The 24,421-nt window shown below is 68.1% G+C and carries 21 protein-coding genes and 1 tRNA gene; 19 read left to right on the plus strand and 3 right to left on the minus strand.

Features of this window, described 5'->3' with window-relative positions:
- Positions 1-454 precede the first annotated feature (454 nt).
- Positions 455-1,987: a YifB family Mg chelatase-like AAA ATPase gene (locus AAC979_RS18350; protein WP_371348324.1), complete on the minus strand. Its 1,533-nt coding sequence runs from the start codon at positions 1,985-1,987 to the stop codon at positions 455-457.
- A gap of 251 nt (positions 1,988-2,238) precedes the next feature.
- Here AAC979_RS18350 and AAC979_RS18355 point away from each other — a divergent pair, with 251 nt between their 5' ends.
- From AAC979_RS18355 to AAC979_RS18420, 14 genes are all read left to right on the plus strand, one after another.
- Entirely contained in the window at positions 2,239-2,712 is a 474-nt protein-coding gene (locus AAC979_RS18355) for a formate dehydrogenase subunit gamma (protein ID WP_244380283.1), read from the plus strand.
- Positions 2,709-4,280, plus strand: coding sequence for a formate dehydrogenase beta subunit (locus tag AAC979_RS18360; RefSeq protein WP_371348325.1), 1,572 nt, complete (start codon positions 2,709-2,711; stop codon positions 4,278-4,280). Before AAC979_RS18355 ends, AAC979_RS18360 begins: the two co-directional genes overlap by 4 nt.
- A gap of 12 nt (positions 4,281-4,292) precedes the next feature.
- Complete coding sequence (gene fdhF / locus AAC979_RS18365; protein ID WP_371348326.1) at positions 4,293-7,148, plus strand: formate dehydrogenase subunit alpha; 2,856 nt, start codon at positions 4,293-4,295, stop codon at positions 7,146-7,148.
- A 16-nt stretch (positions 7,149-7,164) separates the two neighbouring features.
- A complete protein-coding gene (gene fdhD / locus AAC979_RS18370; protein ID WP_371348327.1) occupies positions 7,165-8,013 on the plus strand; it encodes a formate dehydrogenase accessory sulfurtransferase FdhD in 849 nt (282 codons plus the stop codon).
- Positions 8,003-8,290 (plus strand): formate dehydrogenase subunit delta, encoded by a 288-nt coding sequence (locus AAC979_RS18375; RefSeq protein ID WP_371348328.1) that lies wholly within the window; start codon positions 8,003-8,005, stop codon positions 8,288-8,290. Before fdhD ends, AAC979_RS18375 begins: the two co-directional genes overlap by 11 nt.
- A 277-nt stretch (positions 8,291-8,567) precedes the next feature.
- The gene (locus AAC979_RS18380; RefSeq protein WP_371348329.1) at positions 8,568-10,394 is read left to right on the plus strand and encodes a monovalent cation:proton antiporter-2 (CPA2) family protein; all 1,827 of its coding nucleotides are present in this window, start codon (positions 8,568-8,570) and stop codon (positions 10,392-10,394) included.
- 103 nt (positions 10,395-10,497) lie between these two features.
- Entirely contained in the window at positions 10,498-11,544 is a 1,047-nt protein-coding gene (gene gnd, locus AAC979_RS18385) for a phosphogluconate dehydrogenase (NAD(+)-dependent, decarboxylating) (RefSeq protein ID WP_371348330.1), read from the plus strand.
- Positions 11,545-11,561: 17 nt separating this feature from the next.
- Positions 11,562-13,106 carry a glucose-6-phosphate dehydrogenase gene (zwf, locus tag AAC979_RS18390; RefSeq protein ID WP_371348331.1) on the plus strand — a complete coding sequence of 515 codons (1,545 nt, stop codon included), beginning with the start codon at positions 11,562-11,564 and terminating at the stop codon, positions 13,104-13,106.
- Positions 13,103-13,981 (plus strand): Cof-type HAD-IIB family hydrolase, encoded by an 879-nt coding sequence (locus AAC979_RS18395; protein WP_371348332.1) that lies wholly within the window; start codon positions 13,103-13,105, stop codon positions 13,979-13,981. Before zwf ends, AAC979_RS18395 begins: the two co-directional genes overlap by 4 nt.
- A 172-nt stretch (positions 13,982-14,153) precedes the next feature.
- Positions 14,154-14,504 (plus strand): ethanolamine utilization protein, encoded by a 351-nt coding sequence (locus AAC979_RS18400; RefSeq protein ID WP_371348333.1) that lies wholly within the window; start codon positions 14,154-14,156, stop codon positions 14,502-14,504.
- 99 nt (positions 14,505-14,603) lie between these two features.
- Complete coding sequence (locus AAC979_RS18405) at positions 14,604-16,346, plus strand: alkaline phosphatase (protein ID WP_371348334.1); 1,743 nt, start codon at positions 14,604-14,606, stop codon at positions 16,344-16,346.
- Between the two features lie 17 nt (positions 16,347-16,363).
- Positions 16,364-16,858: a hypothetical protein gene (locus AAC979_RS18410; RefSeq protein ID WP_371348335.1), complete on the plus strand. Its 495-nt coding sequence runs from the start codon at positions 16,364-16,366 to the stop codon at positions 16,856-16,858.
- Between the two features lie 2 nt (positions 16,859-16,860).
- Positions 16,861-17,592 carry an ABC transporter ATP-binding protein gene (locus tag AAC979_RS18415; RefSeq protein WP_371348336.1) on the plus strand — a complete coding sequence of 244 codons (732 nt, stop codon included), beginning with the start codon at positions 16,861-16,863 and terminating at the stop codon, positions 17,590-17,592.
- Entirely contained in the window at positions 17,593-18,912 is a 1,320-nt protein-coding gene (locus AAC979_RS18420; RefSeq protein WP_371348337.1) for an FtsX-like permease family protein, read from the plus strand.
- Between the two features lie 210 nt (positions 18,913-19,122).
- Here AAC979_RS18420 and AAC979_RS18425 read toward each other — a convergent pair.
- Positions 19,123-19,198: transfer RNA gene (locus AAC979_RS18425), tRNA-Ala, on the minus strand.
- Between the two features lie 166 nt (positions 19,199-19,364).
- Entirely contained in the window at positions 19,365-19,763 is a 399-nt protein-coding gene (locus AAC979_RS18430) for a TIGR02300 family protein (protein ID WP_371348338.1), read from the minus strand.
- A gap of 216 nt (positions 19,764-19,979) precedes the next feature.
- On the opposite strand from AAC979_RS18430, the gene aroA reads away from it, so the two are divergent.
- The 5 genes from aroA (at position 19,980) to AAC979_RS18455 (ending at position 23,678) form a co-directional block, all read left to right on the plus strand.
- Entirely contained in the window at positions 19,980-21,341 is a 1,362-nt protein-coding gene (gene aroA / locus AAC979_RS18435) for a 3-phosphoshikimate 1-carboxyvinyltransferase (protein ID WP_371348339.1), read from the plus strand.
- Positions 21,338-21,976: a (d)CMP kinase gene (gene cmk, locus AAC979_RS18440; protein WP_371348340.1), complete on the plus strand. Its 639-nt coding sequence runs from the start codon at positions 21,338-21,340 to the stop codon at positions 21,974-21,976. Before aroA ends, cmk begins: the two co-directional genes overlap by 4 nt.
- The gene (locus AAC979_RS18445) at positions 21,973-22,443 is read left to right on the plus strand and encodes a carboxymuconolactone decarboxylase family protein (RefSeq protein ID WP_371348341.1); all 471 of its coding nucleotides are present in this window, start codon (positions 21,973-21,975) and stop codon (positions 22,441-22,443) included. Before cmk ends, AAC979_RS18445 begins: the two co-directional genes overlap by 4 nt.
- A gap of 3 nt (positions 22,444-22,446) precedes the next feature.
- Entirely contained in the window at positions 22,447-23,217 is a 771-nt protein-coding gene (gene cobF, locus AAC979_RS18450) for a precorrin-6A synthase (deacetylating) (RefSeq protein WP_371348342.1), read from the plus strand.
- Between the two features lie 161 nt (positions 23,218-23,378).
- Positions 23,379-23,678: a hypothetical protein gene (locus AAC979_RS18455; protein ID WP_371348343.1), complete on the plus strand. Its 300-nt coding sequence runs from the start codon at positions 23,379-23,381 to the stop codon at positions 23,676-23,678.
- Positions 23,679-24,421 lie beyond the last annotated feature (743 nt).

The following is a 24,421-nucleotide window of genomic DNA, read 5'->3' on the forward strand; positions in this document are numbered from 1 at the left end:
ATCCCCCCGCTGCCTTCACTATAGCGTTTTGTGACAGGAATCACATTTCTCGGACGCTCTTGTGACAGTCCGGTGCGCGCGCACCCGCCCGCCATAGGGGCCGTGGGCGCCGCCATTGCACGCCGCCGGCCCGGCTCGCGCCGCTGCAGCGGCCGGCAGCCGGCCCTCGCGCGCCCGCCGGATGGGGGATCGGGACGGGCGCGGCGGCGGGGAGGGCTCCGGCGCCTGCGCACGGCGCTCGCCCCGCGCCGGAGCTCTGTACTTCGCGCGTCCCATCGCGCGATGCCGGTTCGCGCCTGCCTTTCGCGATCTCCTGTTCCGACCCGCCCTTTGCCGGAGAGGCGATGTTATTTGTGGCATGGCCGGCGCCGCTGGGGAGGGCGCCGGCCTCTCGCCGTCGGCTCAGGCGGCTCGGCGGCGGCTCCATACGCAACCGGGGGCGCCGCCCGGCCCTTCACGCCGCGGCGGCGTGGCGGTCGGCCGCGGCGCGGTAGGCCAGCGCTTCCGCCAGATGGGCCCGGCCCACCGTCTCGGCCCCGGCGAGATCGGCGAGCGTGCGCCCCACACGCAGCACGCGGTGATAGCCGCGAGCGGAGAGCCGCATCAGCCGCGCCGCATCCGCCAGCAGCGCGGTGCCGGCGGCGTCGGGGGTGGCGATCTCTTCCAGGATCGGGCCCGTGGCCTCGGCATTGGTGAACAGATCGGGCCGGCCGAGGGCGAGGAAACGCTCGCGCTGCAGTAGGCGTGCCTGCGCCACCCGCCGCGCCACAACGGCGCTGGGTTCCGACGGGCCGGGGCGGACGAGATCGACCGCCGCCACCGCCGGCACGTCGAGATGGAGGTCGACGCGGTCGAGAAACGGGCCGGACAGCCGCGCCTGATATTCCGCCGCGCAGCGCGGCCCGCGCCGGCAGCTCTGCCCCGGCTCGCCGGCCCGGCCGCAGCGGCACGGATTCATCGCCGCGATGAGCTGGAAGCGGGCGGGGTAGGAAATGCGGTGATTGGCACGGGCGATGACCGCCTCGCCCGTCTCCAGCGGCTGGCGCAGCGAATCGAGCACGGCGGGGGTGAATTCCGGCAATTCGTCGAGGAACAGCACGCCATTATGCGCCAGCGACACCTCGCCCGGCCGCGCGCGCATGCCGCCGCCCACCATCGCCGCCATGCTGGCGGAATGATGCGGGGCGCGGAACGGGCGCCGGCTGGTCAGCGCCCCGCCCTGCAGCGTGCCGGCCACCGAGGCAACCATCGACACTTCCAGCAGCTCGGAAGGGGTGAGGGGCGGCAGCAGCGAGGGCAGGCGCTGCGCCAGCATCGACTTGCCGGCGCCGGGGGGGCCGCTGAGCAGCAGGTTGTGACGGCCGGCGGCGGCGATCTCCAACGCCCGACGGGCGGTCTCCTGCCCCTTCACATCGGCGAGATCAGGCAATTGCGCCGTCCCCGCCTCCAGCCGGGGCTCCGGGCGGGAGAGCAATTGACGGCCGGCGAAATGGTTGACGAGCTGGATCAGCGAGTGCGGCGCCAGCACCGCCATGTCCGGGCTCGCCCAGGCCGCCTCCGGCCCGCAGGCTTCCGGGCAGATGAGGCCGTGGCTGCGCGCATTGGCGCCGATGGCCGCCGGCAGCACGCCGGACACGGCGGCGATGCGCCCGTCGAGCGCGAGTTCCCCGACCACGGTGAAGCCGTCGAGCGCGTCCGGGCCGATGGCGCCAATCGCCGCCATCAGCCCGAGGGCGATGGGCAGGTCGTAATGGCTGCCTTCCTTCGGCAGGTCGGCCGGGGCGAGGTTGACGGTGATGCGGCGGGCGGGAAGCGCAAGGCCGGAGGCGGTGAGGGCGGCGCGCACCCGCTCCTTCGCTTCGGTGACCGCCTTGTCGGCGAGGCCGACGAGATTGAAGGCCGGCAGGCCCGGGCTCACCTGAACTTGAACATCGACCGGGCGGGTCTCGACCCCCTCGAACGCCACCGTCGCCACACGCTGGACCATCGCGCCCTCCCCGCCGGGGTTCGTTGCGGCGCGGCTTTCCGCACCCGCTGGTGGCAGAATACGGCCTCAGGTACGCAGGTCAAGAACAAGTAGGGAACAAACGGCGGGAACCCCGCCGAAAGGTCGGGGCGCCGATGCGCCAGATTGGTGATAGAGAAATTCTATCGTGGCACGGAACACCTGCATTGATTTGGGTTTCGCCCCGTACCATCCTTACCTTTGGAAAATTCTAAAAGAAGGCTACGGGAGAAATGCCGCATTACGAGCCCTGGAGCGACGAGCGCGCCCGCGCGGTCATTGATGAGTTCTCTCATCTTGAAGGCCCGCTAATGCCGATGCTCCACGCGGTGCAGGAGACGTTCGGCCACGTTCCCGACGCCGTCGTGCCCATGCTGGCCGAAAAGCTCAACGTCTCGCGCGCCGAGGTGCACGGGGTGGTGACCTTCTATCATGATTTCCGCCACGAGCCGGCCGGCCGCCATGTGCTGAAGCTCTGCCGCGCCGAGGCCTGCCAGGCGGCGGGCGGCGATGCGCTGGCCGAACACGCTGAACACCGGCTCGGCTGCAAGCTCGGCGAGACCACGGCGGACGGGCGCGTCACTGTCGAGCCGATCTATTGCCTCGGCCTGTGCGCCACCGCTCCTTCCGCCATGCTGGATGGTCGCATCGTCGCGCGGCTCAATGAGCGCCGGCTCGACGCCCTGATCGAGGAGGCCCAGTCGTGAGCGCCACCGGGACTGTCCGCATCTACGTTCCCAAGGATGCCTGCGCCATCGCCTGCGGCGCCGACGAGGTGGCCGAGGCGATCGCCGCCGCTGCCCTGACCCGTAAGCAGCCGATCGAGATCGTGCGCAACGGTTCGCGCGGCATGCTGTGGCTGGAGCCGATGATCGAGGTCGTCACCGACGAGGGCCGCATCGCCTATGGCCCGGTCGAGGCCGGCGATGTCGACGGCCTGTTCGCGGCGGGCTTCCTCACCGGCGGCGCGCATGCGCTGCGCATCGGCAAGCCGGAGGAGCACCCCTTCCTCGCCAAGCAGACCCGCCTCACCTTCGCCCGCTGCGGTATCATCGACCCGGCCTCCTATGCCGATTACCGCGCTCATGGCGGCTATAAGGGGCTGGAGCGCGCGCTGCAGCTCGGGCCGGCCGAGATCATCGAGGAAGTGAAGAAGTCCGGCCTGCGCGGCCGTGGCGGCGCCGGCTTCCCGACCGCCATCAAGTGGAAGACGGTGGCCGACGCCAAGGCCGACCGCAAATATATCGTCTGCAATGCCGACGAAGGCGATAGCGGCACCTTCGCCGACCGCATGATCATGGAAGGCGACCCGTTCGAGCTGATCGAGGGCATGACCATCGCCGGCATCGCGGTGGGCGCCACCAAGGGCTATGTCTACACCCGTTCCGAATATCCCCACGCCATCTGGGCGATGGAGAAGGCGATCGAGGTGGCGCGCGCCCACGGCATGCTCGGCGTCAACATCGCCGGCTCGGCCTACAGCTTCGACATGGAAGTGCGCATGGGCGCCGGCGCCTATGTGTGCGGCGAGGAAACAGCCCTGCTCGACAGTCTGGAAGGCAAGCGCGGCACGGTGCGCGCGAAGCCGCCGCTGCCGGCGCATAAGGGCCTGTTCCAGAAGCCGACCGTCATCAACAACGTGCTCTCGCTCACCGCCGTGCCGCATATCCTGGCCGATGGCGGCGAGTTCTACGCCAATTTCGGCATGGGTCGCTCGCGCGGCACGATGCCGATCCAGATCGCCGGCAATGTGAAGTTCGGCGGCTTGTTCGAAACCGCCTTCGGCATCACGCTGGGCGAGCTGATCAACGACATTGGCGGCGGCACCGCCACCGGCAAGCCGGTGAAGGCCGCGCAGGTCGGCGGCCCGCTCGGCGCCTATGTGCCGACCTGGCAGTTCGACCTGCCCTTCGACTACGAGGCTTTCGCGGCCAAGGACGCGCTGATCGGCCATGGCGGCATCGTCGTGTTCGATGAGAGCGCCGACCTCGCCAAGATGGCGCGCTTCGCCATGGAGTTCTGCTCCGTGGAAAGCTGCGGCAAGTGCACGCCCTGCCGCATCGGCTCGACGCGCGGCGTCGAACTGATGGACAAGATCATTGCCGGCGAGCGCGTCGAGGCCAATCTCGCCACGCTCACCGACCTCTGCCAGACCATGAAGCTTGGATCGCTTTGCGCCCTTGGCGGGTTTACCCCCTATCCGGTGCTGAGCGCGCTGAACCATTTCCCCGAGGAATTCGGCGCACCCCCGCGCCGCCTCGAAGCCGCCGAATGAGGAGGACGCATCATGTCTCTCATCCATGAGATCGACTACGGTACGCCGGCTCCGAAGACCGACAAGATGGTGACCCTCACCATCGACGGGATGGAAGTGACCGTGCCGGAAGGCACCTCCATCATGCGCGCGGCTATGGAGATGGGGACGCAAATCCCCAAGCTTTGCGCCACCGATTCGCTGGAGGCGTTCGGCTCCTGCCGCCTCTGCCTGATCGAGATCGAGGGCCGCAACGGTACCCCGGCCTCCTGCACCACGCCGGTGGCGCCGGGCATCAAGGTCCACACCCAGACCCCGCGTCTCGCCCAGCTTCGCAAGGGCGTGATGGAGCTCTACATCTCCGACCACCCGCTAGACTGCCTGACCTGCGCCGCCAATGGCGATTGCGAGCTGCAGGATATGGCCGGCGCGGTCGGCCTGCGCGAAGTGCGCTACGGCATGGAAGGGGCGAACCATTTCGCCCCCTCCTCCGAGCTCGCCATGCCGAAGGACGAGTCGAACCCGTACTTCACCTATGATCCGGCCAAGTGCATCGTCTGCAATCGTTGCGTGCGCGCCTGCGAGGAAGTGCAGGGCACCTTCGCGCTGACGATTTCCGGCCGCGGCTTCGACAGCCGCGTCTCGCCCGGCCAGTCGGAAGCTTTCCTCACCTCGGAATGCGTGTCCTGCGGCGCCTGCGTGCAGGCCTGCCCGACCGCGACCCTCTCCGAAAAGCGCCTGATCGACATCGGCACGCCCGAGCATTCGGTGGTGACGACCTGCGCCTATTGCGGCGTCGGCTGCACCTTCAAGGCGGAAATGCGCGGCCAGGAAGTGGTGCGCATGGTGCCGTGGAAGGACGGCAAGGCCAATCGCGGCCATAGCTGCGTCAAGGGCCGCTTTGCCTGGGGCTATGCCATGCACCAGGACCGCATCCTCAAGCCGATGATCCGTTCCAAGGTCACCGAGCCGTGGCGGGAAGTGTCGTGGGAGGAGGCGATCGCCTACACCGCCTCCGAGCTGAAGCGCATCCAGGACACCTATGGCCGCAAGTCGGTCGGCGGCATCACTTCCTCGCGCTGCACCAATGAGGAAGCCTATCTCGTCCAGAAGATCATCCGCGCCGGCTTCGGCACCAACAATGTCGACACCTGCGCCCGCGTCTGCCACTCGCCGACCGGCTACGGCCTGAACCAGGCCTTCGGCACCTCGGCGGGCACGCAGGACTTCGACTCGGTCGAGGATTCCGACGTCATCCTGGTGATTGGCGCCAACCCGACCGACGGTCATCCGGTGTTCGGCTCGCGCATGAAGAAGCGGCTGCGCGAGGGCGCCAAGCTGATCGTCATCGACCCGCGCCGCATCGACCTGGTGCGCTCGCCCCACATCAAGGCGGATTTCCACCTGCCGCTGCAGCCCGGCACCAATGTCGCCATCGTCACCTCGCTCGCCCATGTCATCGTGACCGAGGGGCTGGTGAACGAGGACTATGTCCGCCAGTTCTGCGACTGGGAGGAATTCCAGGACTGGGCCGAGTTCGTCGCCGATCCGCGCCACTCGCCCGAGGAAGTGGAAAAGCTTTCCGGCGTGCCGGCCGAGCAGATTCGCGGCGCGGCGCGGCTCTACGCCACCGGCGGCAATGCCGCGATCTATTACGGCCTCGGCGTCACCGAGCACTCGCAGGGCTCGACCACGGTGATGGCCATCGCCAACCTCGCCATGGCGACCGGCAATATCGGCCGCCGCGGCGTCGGCGTGAACCCGCTGCGCGGCCAGAACAACGTGCAGGGCTCGTGCGACATGGGCTCGTTCCCGCATGAGCTGCCGGGTTACCGCCACATCTCCGACGACGCGACCCGCGCCACTTTCGAGGCGATGTGGGGCCGTCCGCTCGACCCCGAGCCGGGCCTGCGCATTCCCAACATGCTGGACGCCGCGGTCGACGGCACCTTCAAGGCGATCTACATCCAGGGCGAGGACATTCTGCAGTCCGACCCGGACACGCATCACGTCGCCTCCGGCCTCGCGGCGATGGAACTGGTGATCGTGCAGGACCTTTTCCTGAACGAGACCGCCGCCTACGCGCATGTGTTCCTGCCGGGCTGCACCTTCCTTGAGAAGGACGGCACCTTCACCAATGCCGAGCGCCGCATCCAGCTCGTGCGCAAGGTGATGGCGCCGAAGAACGGCTATGGCGACTGGGAAGTGACCCAGATGCTCGCCCGCGCCATCGGCCTCGACTGGAACTACAGCCACCCCGCCCAGATCATGGACGAGATCGCCGCGCTCACCCCGAGCTTCGCCGGCGTGTCGTTCAAGAAGCTGGACGAGATGGGCTCGGTGCAGTGGCCCTGCAACGACGCCAATCCCGAGGGCATGCCGATCATGCATATTGGCGGCTTCGCGCGTGGCAAGGGCAAGTTCGTCGTCACCGAATATGTGCCGACCGACGAGCGTTCCGGCCCGCGCTTCCCGCTGCTGCTCACCACCGGCCGCATCCTCAGCCACTACAATGTCGGCGCGCAGACCCGCCGCACCGAGAACGTGGCCTGGCATCCCGAGGACGTACTGGAAATCCACCCGCACGACGCCGAGCAGCGTGGGGTGCGCGACGGCGACTGGGTGCGGATCGACAGCCGCGCCGGCTCCACCACCCTGCGCGCGCAGATCACCGACCGCGTCGCGCCTGGCGTCGTCTACACCACCTTCCACCACCCGACGACGCAGGCGAATGTCGTCACCACCGACTTCTCGGACTGGGCCACCAACTGCCCCGAGTTCAAGGTGACGGCGGTGCAGATCGCCCGCTCCAACGGCCCGTCGGAGTGGCAGGAGGACTATGACGAGTTCACCCGCCAGAGCCGCCGCATCGCGGTCGCGGCGGAGTGAGCGGGGCCTCGCGGTCATGATCCCGCCGGTCGCCCGCGTTGCGCGCCGCGCCGTCACCTCCACGGGTGTGATGGCGGGCGAGCGGGCGATCCCCGAGGAGACGCCCGTCGCCATCGTCCATAACGGCTCCACCTATGCCGTGATGATGGCGACGCCGGCCGATCTCGAGGATTTCGGCTATGGCTTCAGCCTGACCGAGGGCGTCATCGAGAGCCTCGCCGATGTCGAGCAGATCGAGACGCTCGAATTCGGCGAGGAGGACGGCGTCAGTGGCGTCGAGGTACGCCTCTGGCTCACCGCCGCCCGCGCCGGTGAACAGGTTGCCCGCCGCCGCCAGATCGCCGGCCCGACGGGCTGTGGCCTGTGCGGGGTGGAGAGTCTGGAGCTGGCGGTGAAGCCCGCCCGCACCGTGCCGGAAGGTCGTCGGTTCACGGCGGCGGAAATCTCCCGCGCCGTGGCCTCCCTGCCCCCGGCGCAGACGCTGAACCACCAGACCCGCGCCGTGCACGCGGCCGGGTTCTGGGAGCCGGACGCCGGGCTTGTCGCGGTGCGAGAGGATGTCGGCCGCCACAATGCGCTCGACAAGCTCGTCGGCCATCTGGTTCGCAACAACCATGGGGCCGGTGGCGGGCTCGTGTTGCTCACCAGCCGGGTGTCGATCGAGATGGTGCAGAAGACCGCCATGCTCGGCGCCTCGGTGCTGGTGGCGGTGTCGGCGCCGACCGCTCTCGCCGTGCGCACGGCGGAGAAGGCCGGCATCACCCTCGTCGCCATCGCCCGCGACGATGGATTTGAAGTGTTCACCCACCCCCATCGCATCGTGCTGGACGGGGCAGAGAAGGAGCGGATCGCCCATGTCGGCTAACACGATGGAACGTCTGGTCTATATGGCGAACCAGATCGGCAAGTTCTTCGAGCCGCAGGGCTATGAGAAGGCCGTGAAGGGCGTCGCCAAGCATATCAAGGACTTCTGGGATCCGCGCATGCGCGCGCGTATCGAGGACCACATCGCCGCCGGCGGCGAGGGTCTTGCCCCGCATGTGCTTGAGGCGCTGAAGTCGCTGCCGCCGGTGTCGCGCGACAGCATTCCGTTGCCCCGCCCGACCCGCGACATTCCCGGCCCGACCGCGCATCATCACTGAGCCGCTTTTCGCCTGAGACCGGCCCGCCCGGAGGCCTCCGGTCTTCTTGGGCGGCCGGTCTTGGGCGGCCGGTCTTGGGCTGGACGATCCGCGCCGTTCTGGCCGTTTCGGCGCCGATCTACCCCAACGTCAGTAAGCGGCGGGTTTTTTCGCCACCCGATTTCCGTGCGAACAGGCGCATTCGCCGCGAATCTTCGCCTTTTCATCACGCTTCCGCCATCGGCACCCTTCATCGCATCCTCTAAGGTGCGGCAGCAGCGCGGAGGATGGCGGGTCCATGCATGATGACGGCAACGGATTTCTGCTCGGGGCGCTGGTTTTTCTCGCCACCGCCGTCATCGCCGTTCCGGTCGCGCGCCGGCTCGGCCTGTCACCGATCGTCGGCTATCTCCTGGCCGGTATCGCCATAGGGCCCTCCGGCATTGGCGCTTTCAACGATCCCGAGCGGATCATCACCGTCGCCGAGATCGGTGTCGTGCTGCTGCTGTTCATCATCGGGCTGGAGCTGCAGTTCTCACGGCTGCTGGCGCTGCGCCGCGCCATTTTCGGCCTCGGCACGGCGCAGCTCCTGTTCTCAGGTGCGGCCATCGCCGTGCTCAGCCATTATGCCGCCCGCGACTTCGACTGGCGCGGCGCGCTGGTCGCCGGCATGGCACTGGCGCTGTCGGCCACCTCGATCGCGCTGCAATTGCTGGAAGAGAAGGGAGGGCTCGCCCAGCCCTATGGCCAGCGTGCGTTCGGTGTGCTGCTGTTCCAGGACATGGCGATCGTGCCGCTGCTGGCCCTGCTGCCCTTTCTCGGCCAGGGCACGCATGAGGAATACAGCTTCCTTGAATCGGCCGAGCATGTCGCGATCATCATCGGCTCGATGCTGCTCATCGTCGGCGCCGGCCGCTATCTGCTGCCGACACTGTTCCGCACCCTCGCCCGTTCGGGCGCCCGCGAGGTGATGACGGCGGCGGCGCTTCTGGTCGTTCTCGGCGCCGGGGCGCTGATGGCCTCGGCCGGCATGTCGATGGCGCTCGGCGCGTTCCTCGCCGGGGTCATGCTCTCCGAATCGAATTTCCGTCACGAGCTGGAAGCCAATATCGACGCCTTTCGCGGCCTGCTGATCGCGCTGTTCTTCATGGGCGTCGGCATGTCGATGAATCTCGACGTGGTGCTGGCCAATGCCCTGCTGCTGATCGTCGGCACGCTGATGGTGACGCTGGTAAAGGCGGTGTCGGTGTGGGCGGTGTTCCGCTTCTCCGACAGCACGCGCGCGGATGCGGTACGCTCCGCCTCGGTGCTGACCCCGGCGGGCGAATTCTCCTTCGTGCTGTTTCCGCTCGCGCTCAGCCTGGGGCTGATCGATTCGCGCCAGTCGGACATGCTCGTCGCCTGCGCCGCCATGACCATGCTGCTCGGCCCGCCCGTCGCGCTGCTCGGCGAGCAGCTCGCACGCCGGCTGGACCGCCGCGCGGCGGTGCCGCACGAGGATTTCAGCGACGCCCATGGGTCGGTGCTGGTCGTCGGCTTCGGGCGCTTCGGGCAGATCGTCTCGCAGTGCCTGCTCGCGCGCGGGCTGGAAGTGACCATCATCGACAATGATGTCGAAATGATCCAGAGCGCCGGGCGCTTCGGCTTCCGCATCTTCTACGGCGACGGCACCCGGCTTGACGTGCTGCGCGCGGCGGGTGCCGAGCGGGCGCGGGTGGTCGCGGTCTGCGTCGACCGGCGCGAGACCACCGACCGCATCGTCGAGATCATCCGCCAGAACATGCCGGATGTGCGCCTGCATGCGCGCGCCTATGACCGCACCCATGCGGTGGCGCTGCGCGGGCGCGGGGTGGATTTCGAGATCCGCGAGACCTTCGAATCGGCTCTCGCTTTCGGTGAAGCCGCGCTGCGCGCCAATGGCATCGACGCCGCCACCGCGCAGGCGACCGTGGCCGATGTGCGCCAGCGTGATTTGGAGCGCCTTCGCCGGCAGATGGCCGAAGGCGAGGATCGCGGTCCGCTGCCGCTGGAACCCGAGCCGCTGGTAGAGCCCGAGCGCCCCGCCCGCCCACTGAACCCGGAGGCCGAGGACGTGCTCAAGCACGAGACCGAGTTCTCGTCCTGACCCCGCGCCGCCGGCCCGCATTGCCGAAAGCCGGCGCATTCGTGCCCGCCCCGTTCCAATTGTCGCATGGTCGGCATAGGCTTGCCCTAGACATTCGGATCGAATGCAGTGGGCGCCGTCCCGAACCGCGGGTTCACGGGCGCGGGCGTCGTATCGGGGAGATAAACAGATGCAGCTCGGAATCGTTGGCCTCGGCCGTATGGGTGGAAATATCGCGCGTCGTCTCACCAAGGCGGGACATGACTGCGTGGTGTGGGACCGCAACGAGGCGGCGGTGAGCGAACTGGGCGGGGAAGGCAACCGGCCCGCCGCCGATCTCGCCGATCTCGTCGCCAAGCTCGACGCGCCGCGCGCCATCTGGGTGATGCTGCCGGCCGGTGGCCCGACCGAGAGCACAATCGCCACCCTGACCGGCCTGCTGGCGCCCGGGGATGTCATCATCGACGGCGGCAACACCTTCTACAAGGACGACATCCGCCGCGCCGCCGAACTGGAGCCGAAGGGGCTGCATTACATTGATGTCGGCACGTCCGGCGGCGTGTGGGGCCTGGAACGCGGCTATTGCATGATGATCGGCGGCCCGAAAGAGGCGGTGGACCGGCTCGACCCGATCTTCTCCGCCCTCGCCCCCGGGCTCGGCGATATTCCCCGCACGCCCGGCCGCGAGGACCGCGATTCCCGCGTCGAGCATGGCTACATGCATTGCGGCCCGGCCGGCTCCGGCCACTTCGTCAAGATGGTGCATAACGGCATCGAATACGGCCTGATGCAGGCCTATGCCGAAGGCTTTGAAATCCTGAAGAAGAAGAATTCCACCGACCTGCCGGAGAATGAGCGCTTCACCCTCGACATGGCCGATGTCGCCGAGGTGTGGCGTCGTGGCTCGGTGGTGTCGTCCTGGCTGCTCGACCTCTCGGCCATCGCCCTGACCAAGGACGAGAGCCTGAGCGACTTCCCCGGCGAGGTCGCCGATTCCGGCGAGGGCCGCTGGACGGTGATGGCGGCGATCGAGGAGGCGGTCTCGGCCGAAGTGCTGTCCGCCGCGCTCTACACCCGCTTCCGCTCGCGCCAGGACCACACCTTCGGCGAAAAGCTCCTGTCGGCGATGCGCTTCCAGTTCGGCGGCCATACTGAATTCAAGACCAAGTGAGCGGCGGATAGCGATCCATGGGAAGCGAGTCCGTCGTTCTCGGCCAGAAGGTGCTGGCGCCCGATGCGGCGCCGGCACCGGCCTCGACCTTCTTCATCTTCGGCGCGTCGGGCGATCTGACCAAGCGCCTGCTGCTGCCCTCGCTCTACAACCTCGCCCATGAGGGCGTCCTGGTCGACGATTTCGCCATTGTCGGCGTCGACCATGTCGAGCGCAGCGAGGAGGATTACCGCGCTTTCCTCACCGATGCGGTGCGGGAGTTGCCCGGCTCGCTCGATACCGAGGGCGAAACCTGGCGATGGCTGATCAGCCGCATTTTCTATGTCGCCGGGGATTTCGAAGACCCGGCGACCTATGCGCGCATTCGCGAGCGGCTGGACCAGCGCAAGGGCCAGACCGGCAATGCGGTGTTCTATCTCGCCGTGGCGCCGCGCTTCTTCGCCACCATCGCCGAGCAGCTCGGCGCCGCCGGGCTGCTGAAGGAGGGCGAGGACAGCTTCCGCCATGTGGTGGTGGAAAAGCCCTTCGGCTCCGATATGCCCTCGGCCAAGGCGCTGAACCGCCGGCTGCTGGCGGTGGCGGATGAGCGGCAGATCTATCGGATCGACCATTTCCTCGGCAAGGAAACGGTCCAGAACATGATGGCGCTGCGCTTCGGCAACGGCATCTTCGAGCCGATCTGGAGCAAGGAATATATCGACCATGTACAGATCACCGCCGCCGAGACGGTGACGGTGGAACAGCGCGGCGGCTTTTACGACGCCACCGGCGCGCTGCGCGACATGGTGCCGAACCACATGTTCCAGTTGCTGGCGATGACGGCGATGGAGCCGCCGAATTCGTTCGACGCGGATGCGGTGCGCTCGGAAAAGACCAAGGTGATCGAGGCCATCCGCCACATGCGCCCGAGCGAAGCGATCGGCGCGGCGGTACGCGGCCAGTACCGGGCGGGCTTCGTCAATGGCGAGGCGGTGAAGGACTATCGCGACGAGAAGGACGTGCATCCTGAGAGCCGCACCGAGACCTATGTGGCGCTCAAATGCTTCGTCGATTCCTGGCGCTGGAACGGCGTGCCTTTCTATGTGCGCACCGGCAAGGCGCTGGCGGTGCGACGCACCGAGATCGCCATCCAGTTCAAGCGGGCGCCGGGTGTGCTGTTCCGCCACCTGCCCACGGCGCTGAAGCCGAATCTGATGGTCATCCATGTGCAGCCGGATGAGGGCGTGTCGCTGCGCTTCGCCGCCAAGGTGCCCGGCCGCAAGGTCCGGCTCTCGGATGTCGAGATGAGCTTCAAATATGCCGACTACTTCAAGGCAGCGCCCAGCACCGGCTATGAGACGCTGATCTATGACTGCCTGTGCGGCGACCCCACCCTGTTCCAGCGCGCCGACACGATCGAGGCCGGCTGGGAAGCGGTGGAGCCGATTCTGGAGGCGGTCAGCGGCGGGGAGAACGACGTGCAGTTCTATTCCGCCGGCTCCAGCGGCCCGGCCATGTCCGACGTGATGCTGGCGCAGGACGGCTTCCAGTGGCTGCCGCTTGAGAGGGATCGCCCGCGATGAACGCTTCCCCCGAACACGCCACCGATCCCGGCGCCCTCGATGAGCGCGGCGGTGCCACACGCCCCCCGGCTTCACGCATCCGCCTCATGGTGTCGGATGTCGACGGCACGCTGGTGAACAAGGCCAAGGAGGTGACGCCGGCGACCATTGCGGCGGTGCGCCGCCTGCATGAAGCCGGCATCGCCTTCGCCGCCGTCTCGGCCCGCCCGCCGCGCGGCATGCGGCGGCTGGTGGAGGCGCTGAATGTCGATCTGTTCGGCGGCTTCAATGGCGGCTGCATCCAGCGCCGCGATTTCACGATCGTGGAACAGCATTTCGTCGCTACCGAAGCGGTGCGCGCCGGCATTGCGCTGATGCAGCTGCGTGGCGCGGCGGTGTGGGTGTTCGCCGATGACGAATGGTTCGTCACCGATCCCGACAGCACCTACGTTGCCGGCGAAATACGCACGGTCGCCTTTCAGCCGACCGTCGTGTCGGATTTCGGCGACCATATCACCCGCGCCGGCAAGATCGTGTTCTCCTCCACCGATTTCGACATGCTGGCGGCGAGCGAGCCGGAGCTCCAGGCGCTGGTGGGCGACGGCGCGACGGCGCGGCGCTCGCAGGCGAAATATCTCGACATGACCCCGCCGGGCACCGACAAGGGCTATGCCGCGTGCGCCTTCGCGCGTCATTACGGCGTGTCGATGGACGAGGTGGCGGTCATTGGCGACATGCCGAACGACCTGCCGATGTTCGCGCTTGGCGGCCTGGCCATCGCCATGGGCAATGGCGCGGCGGAGGTGAAGGAACAGGCGCATTTCGTCACCCTCACCAATGAGGAAGACGGCATCGCCCACGCCATTGACCGCTTCGTGCTGCCGCGCGCGCCTTGAGGCTTCGCAGGCCGGCCGGATAATCTTGTCCGGTCGGCCTGCACGGCTGTACTCCTGCGCGGCTGTTCACAACCGCCTCAGGCCGGGAACTTCGCCACGGCCCGTTCGTCCTACCGGAAGCGCGCCCGTGACCCATCCGGGGCGGCCGCTCGCCGACGGCAGGGAGAGGACGATGACGCTGCAGAAATTCACCATTGCCGACGCTGCCATGGAGCGGACACCCGGCACCGAGGCGGAGATCTATACCGGCAATCTGGTCGATGAACGCCAGGGCGGGCCGATCACCATCGGCTATGGCCGCTACGCGCCGCAGCAGACGCTGGAGGAGACGATGGCGGTGCATGATGTCATGATCGTGCTGGCCGGCCGCCTTTCCGTGTCGACTCCGGACGTGGCGGTGGAGGCCGGGCCGGGCGAGATCGTTTATATGCCGAAGGGCGAAGCCGTCACCATCCGCTCGCATGAGGAAGGCGCGACGACCGCCTATGTCACCTACCCCCACTGGCGCAGCGCACGGGAGTAGAACCCGGGCGGGGAGTCCCACAGGGCAGGCCGCTGTTATCGCAGCGACACGCACCGGCTCTAACACGTCCCGATACGTCGCTGAAGTGAGGGGACTTCCATGCGTATTTTCGCGGCGGCCTTGGCCGCCACTATCTGCTTGATCGGCACCGCCGACGCGGCAAACGTCTACCCGATAGACCGCGCCACGATCCTTGCCGGCTCGGCCTTCGACTTCAAGGTCGAGTTCGCCGGCGTCGTGAAGCCGGAAGAGGTGTCGATCACCATCAATGGCGAGCCGGCGGCGAACATCCTTGGCAAGGATTATGCGTTCATCGCCAAGGAAGAGGGCGTCGACGCCTCCGCGGTGCTGCTGCGCGCGGCCAAGGTGGTGAAGCCGGGCCAGTACACGGTCGAAGTCAAGGCCGGCAATGACACCAAGACGGTGCATTGGGATGTCTACGGCACCCCGGACACCCCGAAGGCCAAGAACATCATCTTCTTTCTCGGCGACGGCATGTCGGTGGCGCACCGCACCGGCGCCCGACTGCTCTCCAAGGGCATGACCGAGGGCAAGGCCAATGGCCGCCTCGCCATGGACGATCTCGACTACATGGCCTTCATCGGCACCTCGTCCACCAACGCCATCGCCACCGACAGCGCCAACACCATGTCGGCGCACATGACCGGCCACAAGACCGCAGTGAACGCGCTCGGCGTCTATGCCGACCGTACCAAGGATCCGCTGGACGATCCCCGCGTCGAGAACATCACCGAAGCGCTCGCCCGCACCGGCCGCAAGTCGGTCGGCATCGTCACCACCGCCGAGGTGGAAGACGCCACTCCGGCCGCCGTTGTCGCCCATACCCGCCTGCGCGACCGCAAGGCGGAGATCGTCGAGATGATGTTCGCGCTGAAGCCCGAGGTCGTGCTCGGCGGCGGCTCGGCCTATTTCCTGCCGAAGTCCACCCCCGGCTCGAAGCGCAAGGACGATAAGGACTTCATCAAGTCCTTCACCGAGTCCGGCTACACGCTGGCGACCGATGCCGCGGCGCTGCAGGCGGCCGGCCAGGCGAATGCCGGCAAGATCCTCGGCCTGTTCCACACCGGCAATATGGACTCCGTGCTGGACCGCAAGTTCCTGAAGAAGGGCACGGTCGACAAGTTCCCCGACCAGCCCGGCCTGGTGGACATGACCAAGGTGGCGCTGGCCCAGCTCGCCAAGAATCCGGACGGCTTCTTCCTGATGGTGGAAGGCGCGACCATCGACAAGATGTCGCATCCCTTGGATTGGGACCGCGCGCTTTACGACACCATTGAGTTCGACCAGGCGCTGCGGGTGGCGATGGACTTCGCCAAGGACCACCCCGACACGCTGGTCATCGCCACCCCGGATCACACCCACGGCGTTTCCATCATCGGCACCATCGACGACGACAAGCCGGGCGAGGACATGCGCGAGAAGGTGGGCGTCTACGCGGCCGCCGGCTTCCCCAACTACACCGACACGGACGGCGACGGCTATCCCGACAAGGTGGACGTGTCGCGCCGCCTGGCCGTCTTCGCCAACAACTTCCCGGACTATTACGAGACCTGGCGGCCGAAGCTGAACGGCCCGTTCGACCCGGCGATCAAGAACGAGAAGGGCGAGTACGTCGCCAACGCCGCCTATAAGGACGTGCCCGGCGCGGTGCTGCGGATCGGCAATATTCCGCGCTCCACCGACACCGCCGTGCATGCGGTGGATGACGGCATCCTGCAGGCCTCCGGCCCCGGCGCCGAAGCCTTCAAGGGCTATATGGAAGAAAGCGACGTGTACCGCGTGCTGGTGGATGCATTCGCCCTCGCCCCGGCGCAGAAGTGATCGCCAGCGACGCAACGATGCGCTCGCCCCTGCCGGCCCCCACGGGGGCCGGCTTTGACGGACGCCGCGCCTTCCTCATCGGGAGCGCGCGGCTGCTGCTTGGGGCCGGTAGCGCTACTCTGAGCGGCCTGCCCGCTGCCGCCGCGCCGCGACTCGACTTCGACGAGCTTTACGCCAAGGTCACCGTCTTGGGCCTGACCTTCTCCGACAAGGTGAAGAGCCTTCAGGGTCAGGACGTGACCATGCGCGGCTTCATGGCGCCGCCGCTGAAGGCCGAGGCCAATTTCTTCGTGCTGACCGAGATTCCGATGTCCATCTGCCCCTTCTGTTCCTCGGACAGCGACTGGCCGGACAATATCGTCGTGATCTATCTCGACCGCGCCCAGACCTTCGTTCAGGCCAATGCGCCGATCGACGTGACCGGCCGGCTGGAGGTCGGCTCCTGGACCGATCCGCAAACCGGCTTCGTCAGCCTGCTGCGGCTGGTCGGTGCTTCCTTCCGGACCGTCTGACCATGCCGGGTCTCATCCTCCGCGACCTCGTGGTGCGCTTTCCCGGGCTGGAGCGGCCGGCGCTCGATATTCCCGCGCTCGATCTTCACGCCGGCAGCCATGTGGCGCTGACCGGACCTTCCGGTTCCGGCAAGACCACGCTCATCAACATCATCACCGGGCTCGACCGTGCGCCGGCCGGGCGGGTCATGTGGGGCGACACCGATATTGCCCGCCTCGGCGAGGGGGCCCGCGACCGCTGGCGCGCGGCCCATGTCGGGCTGGTGATGCAGGAATTTCACCTGTTTCCCGGCCTCTCAGCCCTCGAGAATGTGCTGCTGCCGCAGCGCCTCACCCGCTTTCGCTTGGCGCCATCGGTGCGGGAGGAGGCCCTCCGGCTGTTGGCTCGCGTGGGGATTGAGCGGCCGGGCCAGCGGATCGAGACCCTCTCGCGCGGCCAGATGCAGCGCGTGGCGGTGGCGCGGGCCCTGGTGGCCCGCCCGCGCATCCTCGTGGCCGACGAGCCGACGGCCAGCCTCGACGCCGAAGCCGGCGCGGCGGTGGCGGAACTGCTCGCCGCGCTCGCCTGCGAGGTGGGGGCAACCCTCATCGTGGCGTCCCATGATGTCGGGCTCATTGCCACCATGGCGCGCGTGTTGCGTCTCGAAGGCGGCCGGCTGGTTCCCGTCGCCTCGGCCCCGGTCGGTGTGGCCCCGGCCGGAGCTTCCCCCGACCCTGCCGCCGAGGGTGTATAGATGTTCCGGCTGATTGCCGCCGATCTCGTGCGCCACCGTTGGGGAGCGCTCGCCATTGCGCTGCTGATCGCGTTGGCGACCGCGCTCGGCGTGGTGGTGACGCTGGAAGAGCGCGCCCTGCGGCTCGGCAGCGCGCGGGCGGCGGCGGCGTTCGATCTCGTGGTCGGCGCGCCGGGCAGCGAGACGCAACTGGTGCTCTCCGCCGTGTTCCTGCAGCCGGCGCCGCTGACCCTGCTGCCGGGCAGCATCCTCGCCGCGCTGGCCACCGATCCGCGCGTCGCCTATGCGGCCCCGGTCGGTTTCGGCGATTTTTCCGATGACCGGCCGCTGGTGGGCACCACGCAGCCGCTCGTCGACGGGCTTGGCGGCGTCACCGAAGGGCGCAGTTTCGAGAGGCTGGGGGACGCGATCATCGGCGCCGCCGTGCCCCGCGCCCTCGGCGAGAGCTTTCATCCGATGCATGGGATGGCGGAGGCCCATGGCGGCGTCCACAGCGCCATTACCTATCGCATTGTCGGGCGGCTGGCGCCGACCGGCACGGCCTGGGACCGGGCCATTCTGGTGCCGATCGAGGCGGTATGGCGCACCCATGCGCCGGGCATCCACGGGCATGAGGCGCACACGGATGACGACCATCATGACGACGAGGCCGCGCCACCCGTGGCCGGCACCGAGAGCGCCGCGCCCGCGCGGACCATTGCGGAGGCGCAGAGGCGCCGCGATCAGGACGACGCGGCGGGCCTCGATGCCCTGATCAATCCGGCGGCGGTCACAGATCCCGCCGCGCCGGGCGTCCCGGCGATCATGGTGAAGCCTCGAACCATCGCCGATGCCTACCGGCTGCGTCAGGCCTACCGCACCGACCACACCCTTGCTGTCTTTCCCGGTGAAGTGCTGACCCGGCTCTACGGCACCCTTGGCGATGCGCGGCAGATTCTCGCCTTCGTGACGCTGAACGCGCAGCTTCTGGTGGCTGCGGCGGTCCTGCTGGTGGTGTTGATCCATGTGATGGCCCGCCGCCGCCAGATCGGAGCTCTCAGGGCCTTCGGCGCGCCGCGCGCGGTGGTATGTGCCGTGGTTTGGCTGGAGGCCGTTCTGGTGATGGGCGCGGGGCTGGCTGGCGGATTCGCGCTCGGCTATGGCGTCGCGCGGACGCTGGCGCGGCAGATTTCGATGCAGACCGGCATCGTGCTGCCGGTGGAATTCGTCGCCGAGGATGCGGGCGGCTTTTTCCTGCTGTTCGCCATTGGTGGGCTGGCGGCCCTGCTGCCGGCTGTTCTGGCCTATCGCCAGTCGCCTGCCGCGGCATTGCGCGGCTAAAGAACGTTTTACCCCTCAGGTTGTTTCAACCTGGTGGCATCGGGGTCCAAGGGCGGCTCCGGCCCGTTTCCGGAGGAAGCGTCGCGAATCACATAAACCGAACCGGGTGGGGGAGCGGGGCAGGTCGGTCCTACCAAGGCGGCACGGCGCGAGGGCCGGGCGGCGGACTTGTCACCTTCGAGCGGGCGATGACGACGCGGAGGAGAGATTTGGTGGAGCCAGGCGGAATCGAACCGCCGACCTCTTGAATGCCATTCAAGCGCTCTCCCAACTGAGCTATGGCCCCACCGAGGGCGCCGGATGCGTGGAGCGCCAGAGCGCTGCACCTTGGGTTCTCATCCGGACTTTCCGGCCCGGATCGCTCCGGGGCGGGACGCTCGTAAACCACAGGACGGATCGGACTGCAAGCCTCGATTTTAAATCGAGCGGTCTGTCCCCAGGGCTTTCTTCGTTCAGCTCTCTTCGTCGTCCTCGATGCCGTCGCCGATGAGATCGGTCACGTCATCATCGCCATCCTCGTCTTCTTCGAGGAAGGTGTCGTCATCGTCGCTGGCGACCTCATCGTCGTCGATTTCGAGATCGTCGTCGGCCACTGCCGCCTTGGAGGTGCCGGCGGTCTCCTCGTCGGCATCCTCCAGCGAGACCAGTTCGACATCGGCCGTCTCTTCGAGATCGGTATCGGCCGCCGCGGCGGCGGCGCGCGGGGCTTCGACGCGACCGCGCGACACCGGAAGGGTGATCGGGACGATCTGGCCGGTATAGGGCGAGATCACCGGATCCTTGTTCAGGTCGTAGAACTTGCGCCCGGTGACGGGGCAGACGCGCTTGGTGCCTAATTCAGGTTTCACCACGGTTTCGGACCTCGGGTGGTGATGGAAAGGGTGCTCCCATTGAACCGCTGAAGTGGCGGAGTCAAGCCGCATCTGCAAGGGCCGTGGCGGCAGGCGGGGCCTCGTGCTAGGAGGGGCCGCGCCTGCGGGCGCCGGATGGCCCGTCTCCCGGCGCCCCGCGTTACCGCTCCCCTGGGGGGACGGTTTCCCGATCCATCGCAAGACAAGGCTTGAGTGATGAGCAGCACCGGTCACGCCACCCTTCCCGTTCCCGCCCTTGCCCGCCGCTCCCCGGCGCTGAAGGGCCGGGTGCGCGTGCCCGGCGACAAGTCGGTCTCGCACCGCTCGCTCATCTTCGGTGCGCTCACCATTGGCGAAACCCGCATCTCCGGCCTGCTGGAGGGCGAGGACGTGCTCAACACCGCCAAGGCCTGCGCTGCGCTCGGCGCGGATGTGGAGCGGGTGGGCGAGGGCGAATGGCGGGTGCATGGCGTCGGCGTCGGCGGGCTGCGGGCCCCCGAGGGCGTGCTCGATTTCGGCAATGCCGGCACCGGCTCGCGGCTGATGATGGGCGTGGTCGCCGGCAATCCCATCACCGCCACTTTCGACGGCGATGCGAGCCTGCGCCGCCGGCCGATGCGTCGCATTCTCGACCCGCTGGAGCAGATGGGCGTCGCGGTCGTCGACGCCGCCGAAGGCGGGCGCCTGCCGCTCACCCTCAAGGGGCCGCAGGAGCTGGTGCCGATCACCTATGAAAGCCCCGTCGCCTCGGCGCAGATCAAGTCCGCCGTGCTGCTCGCCGGCCTTGGCGCACCGGGCGAAACGACGGTGATCGAGAAGGAGGCGAGCCGCGACCATACCGAGCGCATGCTCACCCATTTCGGCGCCGAGGTGACGGTGGAGCCCTATGGCGAACACGGCCGCAAGGTCACGCTGAAGGGCCGGCCGGAGCTGAAGCCGGCGCCGATCCGCGTGCCGGCCGACCCCTCTTCCGCCGCCTTCCCGCTGGTGGCGGCGCTGATCGTGCCGGGCTCGGAAGTGGTGATCGAGGGGGTGATGACCAACCCGCTGCGTACTGGATTGTTCATCACGCTCAAGGAGATGGGCGCTGACATCGCCTTCGAGAACGAGCGCGTGGAAGGCGGCGAGAGCGTCGCCGACATTCGCGTGCGCGCCTCCGCGCTCACCGGGGTGAACGTTCCGGCGGAGCGGGCGCCGTCGATGATCGACGAATATCCGGTGCTGGCCGTTGCCGCCGCTTTCGCCACCGGCGAGACGCGGATGAACGGGCTTTCCGAATTGCGGGTGAAGGAGTCCGACCGGCTCGCGGCTGTTGCGGACGGGCTGGCGCAGGCGGGTGTGGCCTACCGCATCGAGGGTGACGACCTCATCGTCACCGGCGCCGGGGCGGCGGCGGGGGGCGGCACGGTGGCGACCCATATGGATCACCGCATCGCCATGAGCTTCCTCGTCATGGGGCTCGCCACCGACAAGCCCTTGAAAGTGGACGATATTTCCTTCATCGCCACCTCCTTCCCCACTTTCCTCCCGCAGATGCGGGCGCTGGGGGCGGTGATCGAGAGCGAGGCGGCGGCGTGATCATCGCGCTTGACGGACCGGCCGCCTCGGGCAAGGGCACCATCGCCCGGCGGCTCGCCGCGCATTTCCGCCTGCCGCATCTCGACACCGGGCTGCTCTACCGGGCGGTGGGCGCCAAGGCCTTGGCGGAACACGTCAATTTCGATGACGAAGCCGCTCTCGAACGCCTCGCCGGCGGCCTGGACCTTGCCACCCTCGACCCCGAAACGCTGAAATCCGGCGCCATCGGGGAAGCCGCCTCGCGCGTCGCCGCCCTGCCGGGCGTTCGCGCCAAGCTGTTGACCTTGCAGCAGGATTTCGCCCGCCAGCCGGGCGGGGCGGTGCTGGACGGGCGCGATATCGGCACCGTCATCGCGCCGGACGCGCAGGTGAAAATCTTCGTCACCGCGACGCCGGAAGCGCGCGCCGCGCGCCGCCACGCCGAGCTTGTCCAGCGCGGCGAAGCCGTCACCTTCGAGCAGGTGCTGGCGGATATTGCCAAGCGCGATGAAAGGGATAGCGGGCGCGCCAGCGCCCCGCTCCTGCGCGCCGAGGATGCCGAAATCCTCGACAATACCCATCTCGGTGTCGAGGAAAGCTGGCAGGCGGCGCTGGCCATCCTTGCCCGCCGGCAGGCTTTGGGAGGGGCGCGATGAGTGTGGCTAGTGAGTCCGATGAGGTGGACGATGAGACCGATCGGGCCGATGAGTCCGATGCGGCCAAATCTCTCCCCGCCGACGACCGCCTCGCCCGTGGCCAGGCGCGGCTGTCGGAAATCACCGGCCGCTCCGGCGAGGAGGTGATGGCCGCGCTCGGCGATGTCGCCCCCGATTTCGCCCGCTATATTTTCGAGTTCGGCTATGGCGATGTGTATTCGCGCCCGGGGCTGGATCTGCGCGCCCGCATGCTCGCCACCGTCGCCGGGCTGGTCTGCCTCGGCCATGCCGAGCGGGAGCTGCGCGTGCATATCGGCTCGGCGCTGAATGTCGGGGCGACGCGCGAGGAAGTGGTGGAGGTCATCATGCAGATGGCGCTCTATGCCGGCTTCCCCGCCGCGCTCGACGCGCTGTTCATCGCGCGCGAGGTCTTTTCCGCGCGCGATGCCGCCCCGGCGGCGGGCTAGGCCATGCGCCGGGTGCTGGTCATCGGCATCGGCATGGGCGAGGCGGAAGGGCTCACCGGCCACGCCATCGCGGCGCTCGGCCGGGCGGATGCCTTCGTGCTGCTCGACAAGGGGGAAGGCGCCGGGGAACTGGTGGCGGCGCGCGAAGAGCTGATCGCCCGCTTCGGCAGGCCCGGCCACCGCGTGGTGCGGGCGCCGAGCCCGCCCCGCCGCCCGGCTGCGCTGGAAGGCGCGCGAAAAACCTATGAGGGCGCGGTGGCGGACTGGCACGACGCCCGCGCCCGCCTGCTCGCCGGCCTCATCCGTGCGGAGCTATCGGAGGAGGGGACGGGCGCGCTGCTCGTCTGGGGCGACCCGATGCTCTATGATTCCACCCTGCGCGTGCTCGCCATGGCGCGGGCGCAGGTGGACTTCGCTATGGAAGTGTTTCCCGGCGTCACGGCGCTGCAGGCGCTGTGCGCGGCGCATGGCATCCCGCTCAACGCCATTGGCGAGGAAGTGGCGCTCACCACCGGGCGCAATGTGGCGGCAGCGACGCCCGCTTCCCCCGCCTTCGCCGTGCTGCTGGACGATGGCACCAGTCTCGCCGCGCTGGCGGCGCGGGGTTTTGACGGCGAGGTCTGGTGGGGCGCCAATCTCGGCACCCCGGCGCAGGTGCTGGCGCAGGGAAGGCTGACGGAGGTCGCCGGCGAGATCGCGGCAAGGCGGGCGCAGGTGAAGGCGGCGCGCGGCTGGGTGATGGATGTGTGGCTGGCGCGCAAGAGCCGCGCCTAGGAGCCGCGCGTAGGAGCCGCGCGTAAGCGGCGTTCGCGGTAGCGCGCGAGCAGGGGCGTTCGCGGTGGCGAGCGGGGTGGGGGCCTGCGCGGCGCGCGCGGCCGGCCCTCGACGGGGCGGGATTCCGGTCCATAATCGAGGTTCCGCCGGAGGAAACCCCGATGCCGAACCTGACCCCCGCCAACGCCGCCGTGCCGGGCGCCGTGACCGCGCCGCCTCCCGCCGCGCGCCCCGCCTCGTTTTCAGGCGCGGCCGGCCCCCGACCCTCCCCCGCGCTCGACTGGCTCGCCGCCCCGCCGACGCATCCGCACGAGATGAAGGCGGCCTATGATGTCCGCCTCGGCCCGCTGCACCTTTCCGGCGGCGCCCGCATGACCCCGACCGCCGTGGTGGCGGCAGGGATCTGCACCGGGCTGATCCTCATGGGCGTCGCGGCGGTGGTGCGGGCGGGGAGGGGGTGATGCTTTCGCCGGGACGAAGGCCGGCCCGGCCGGGCGCCCCGCATGCGAGCCCCCATTTCAACGCGCTGCCGCCCGCGTCATCCCGGAAGGACCGCAGGTCCTGTCCGGGATCGTGTCGGTAGCTTGGTGGACGATCCCGGCTCGAAGCCTTCGGCTGCGGCCGGGATGACGGAGTTTCGGGGAAGACGCGCCTCGGTGCGGCCGTCACAGCAAGTTGGCTAAGGCTCAGTATTCAACTGGGGGGCCTTAAAGCGGCAGCTTCCGCTGCCGGAGTTATGAAAAGCCACTTCTAGTGGCCTAGTCTTTTGACATTCACGTCATCCCCACTGTTCACCGCCTTTTCCTGCCCATTGCGTTCGGCGCTGGACTTGGTGCGCGAATCCCCTCTCGATTGCATAGCGGCTTCGTCACCGGACACCTTCAGACGCCATCTAGATTTGGGGATTTTTTCACGCACTCCACACTAGAGTTTGTGACGCAAGGTTGACGTGTAGGCCGGAGTCGGACACCGTCTCTCGCATGGTTTGCTGAGTAGCACCCAAACAGAGCCGCCCCGAACCTTGGGGAACGGGCGGCCCATCGAGATGTGGCAGAGCGGTTTATTGCACGAGATTTTGATTCCAGCGGGGAGGTGTTTTCAGATCGCCCGCCGTGGGGTCGAAACCAAGGTCAAGATTGCATCAAGGACCACAGCGCCAATGTGTAACCCTCGGCGGGATGTGAATGGGCTTCTCTGGTCGACA

This window comes from Ancylobacter sp. IITR112 (assembly GCF_041415945.1).
GTDB lineage: Bacteria > Pseudomonadota > Alphaproteobacteria > Rhizobiales > Xanthobacteraceae > Ancylobacter.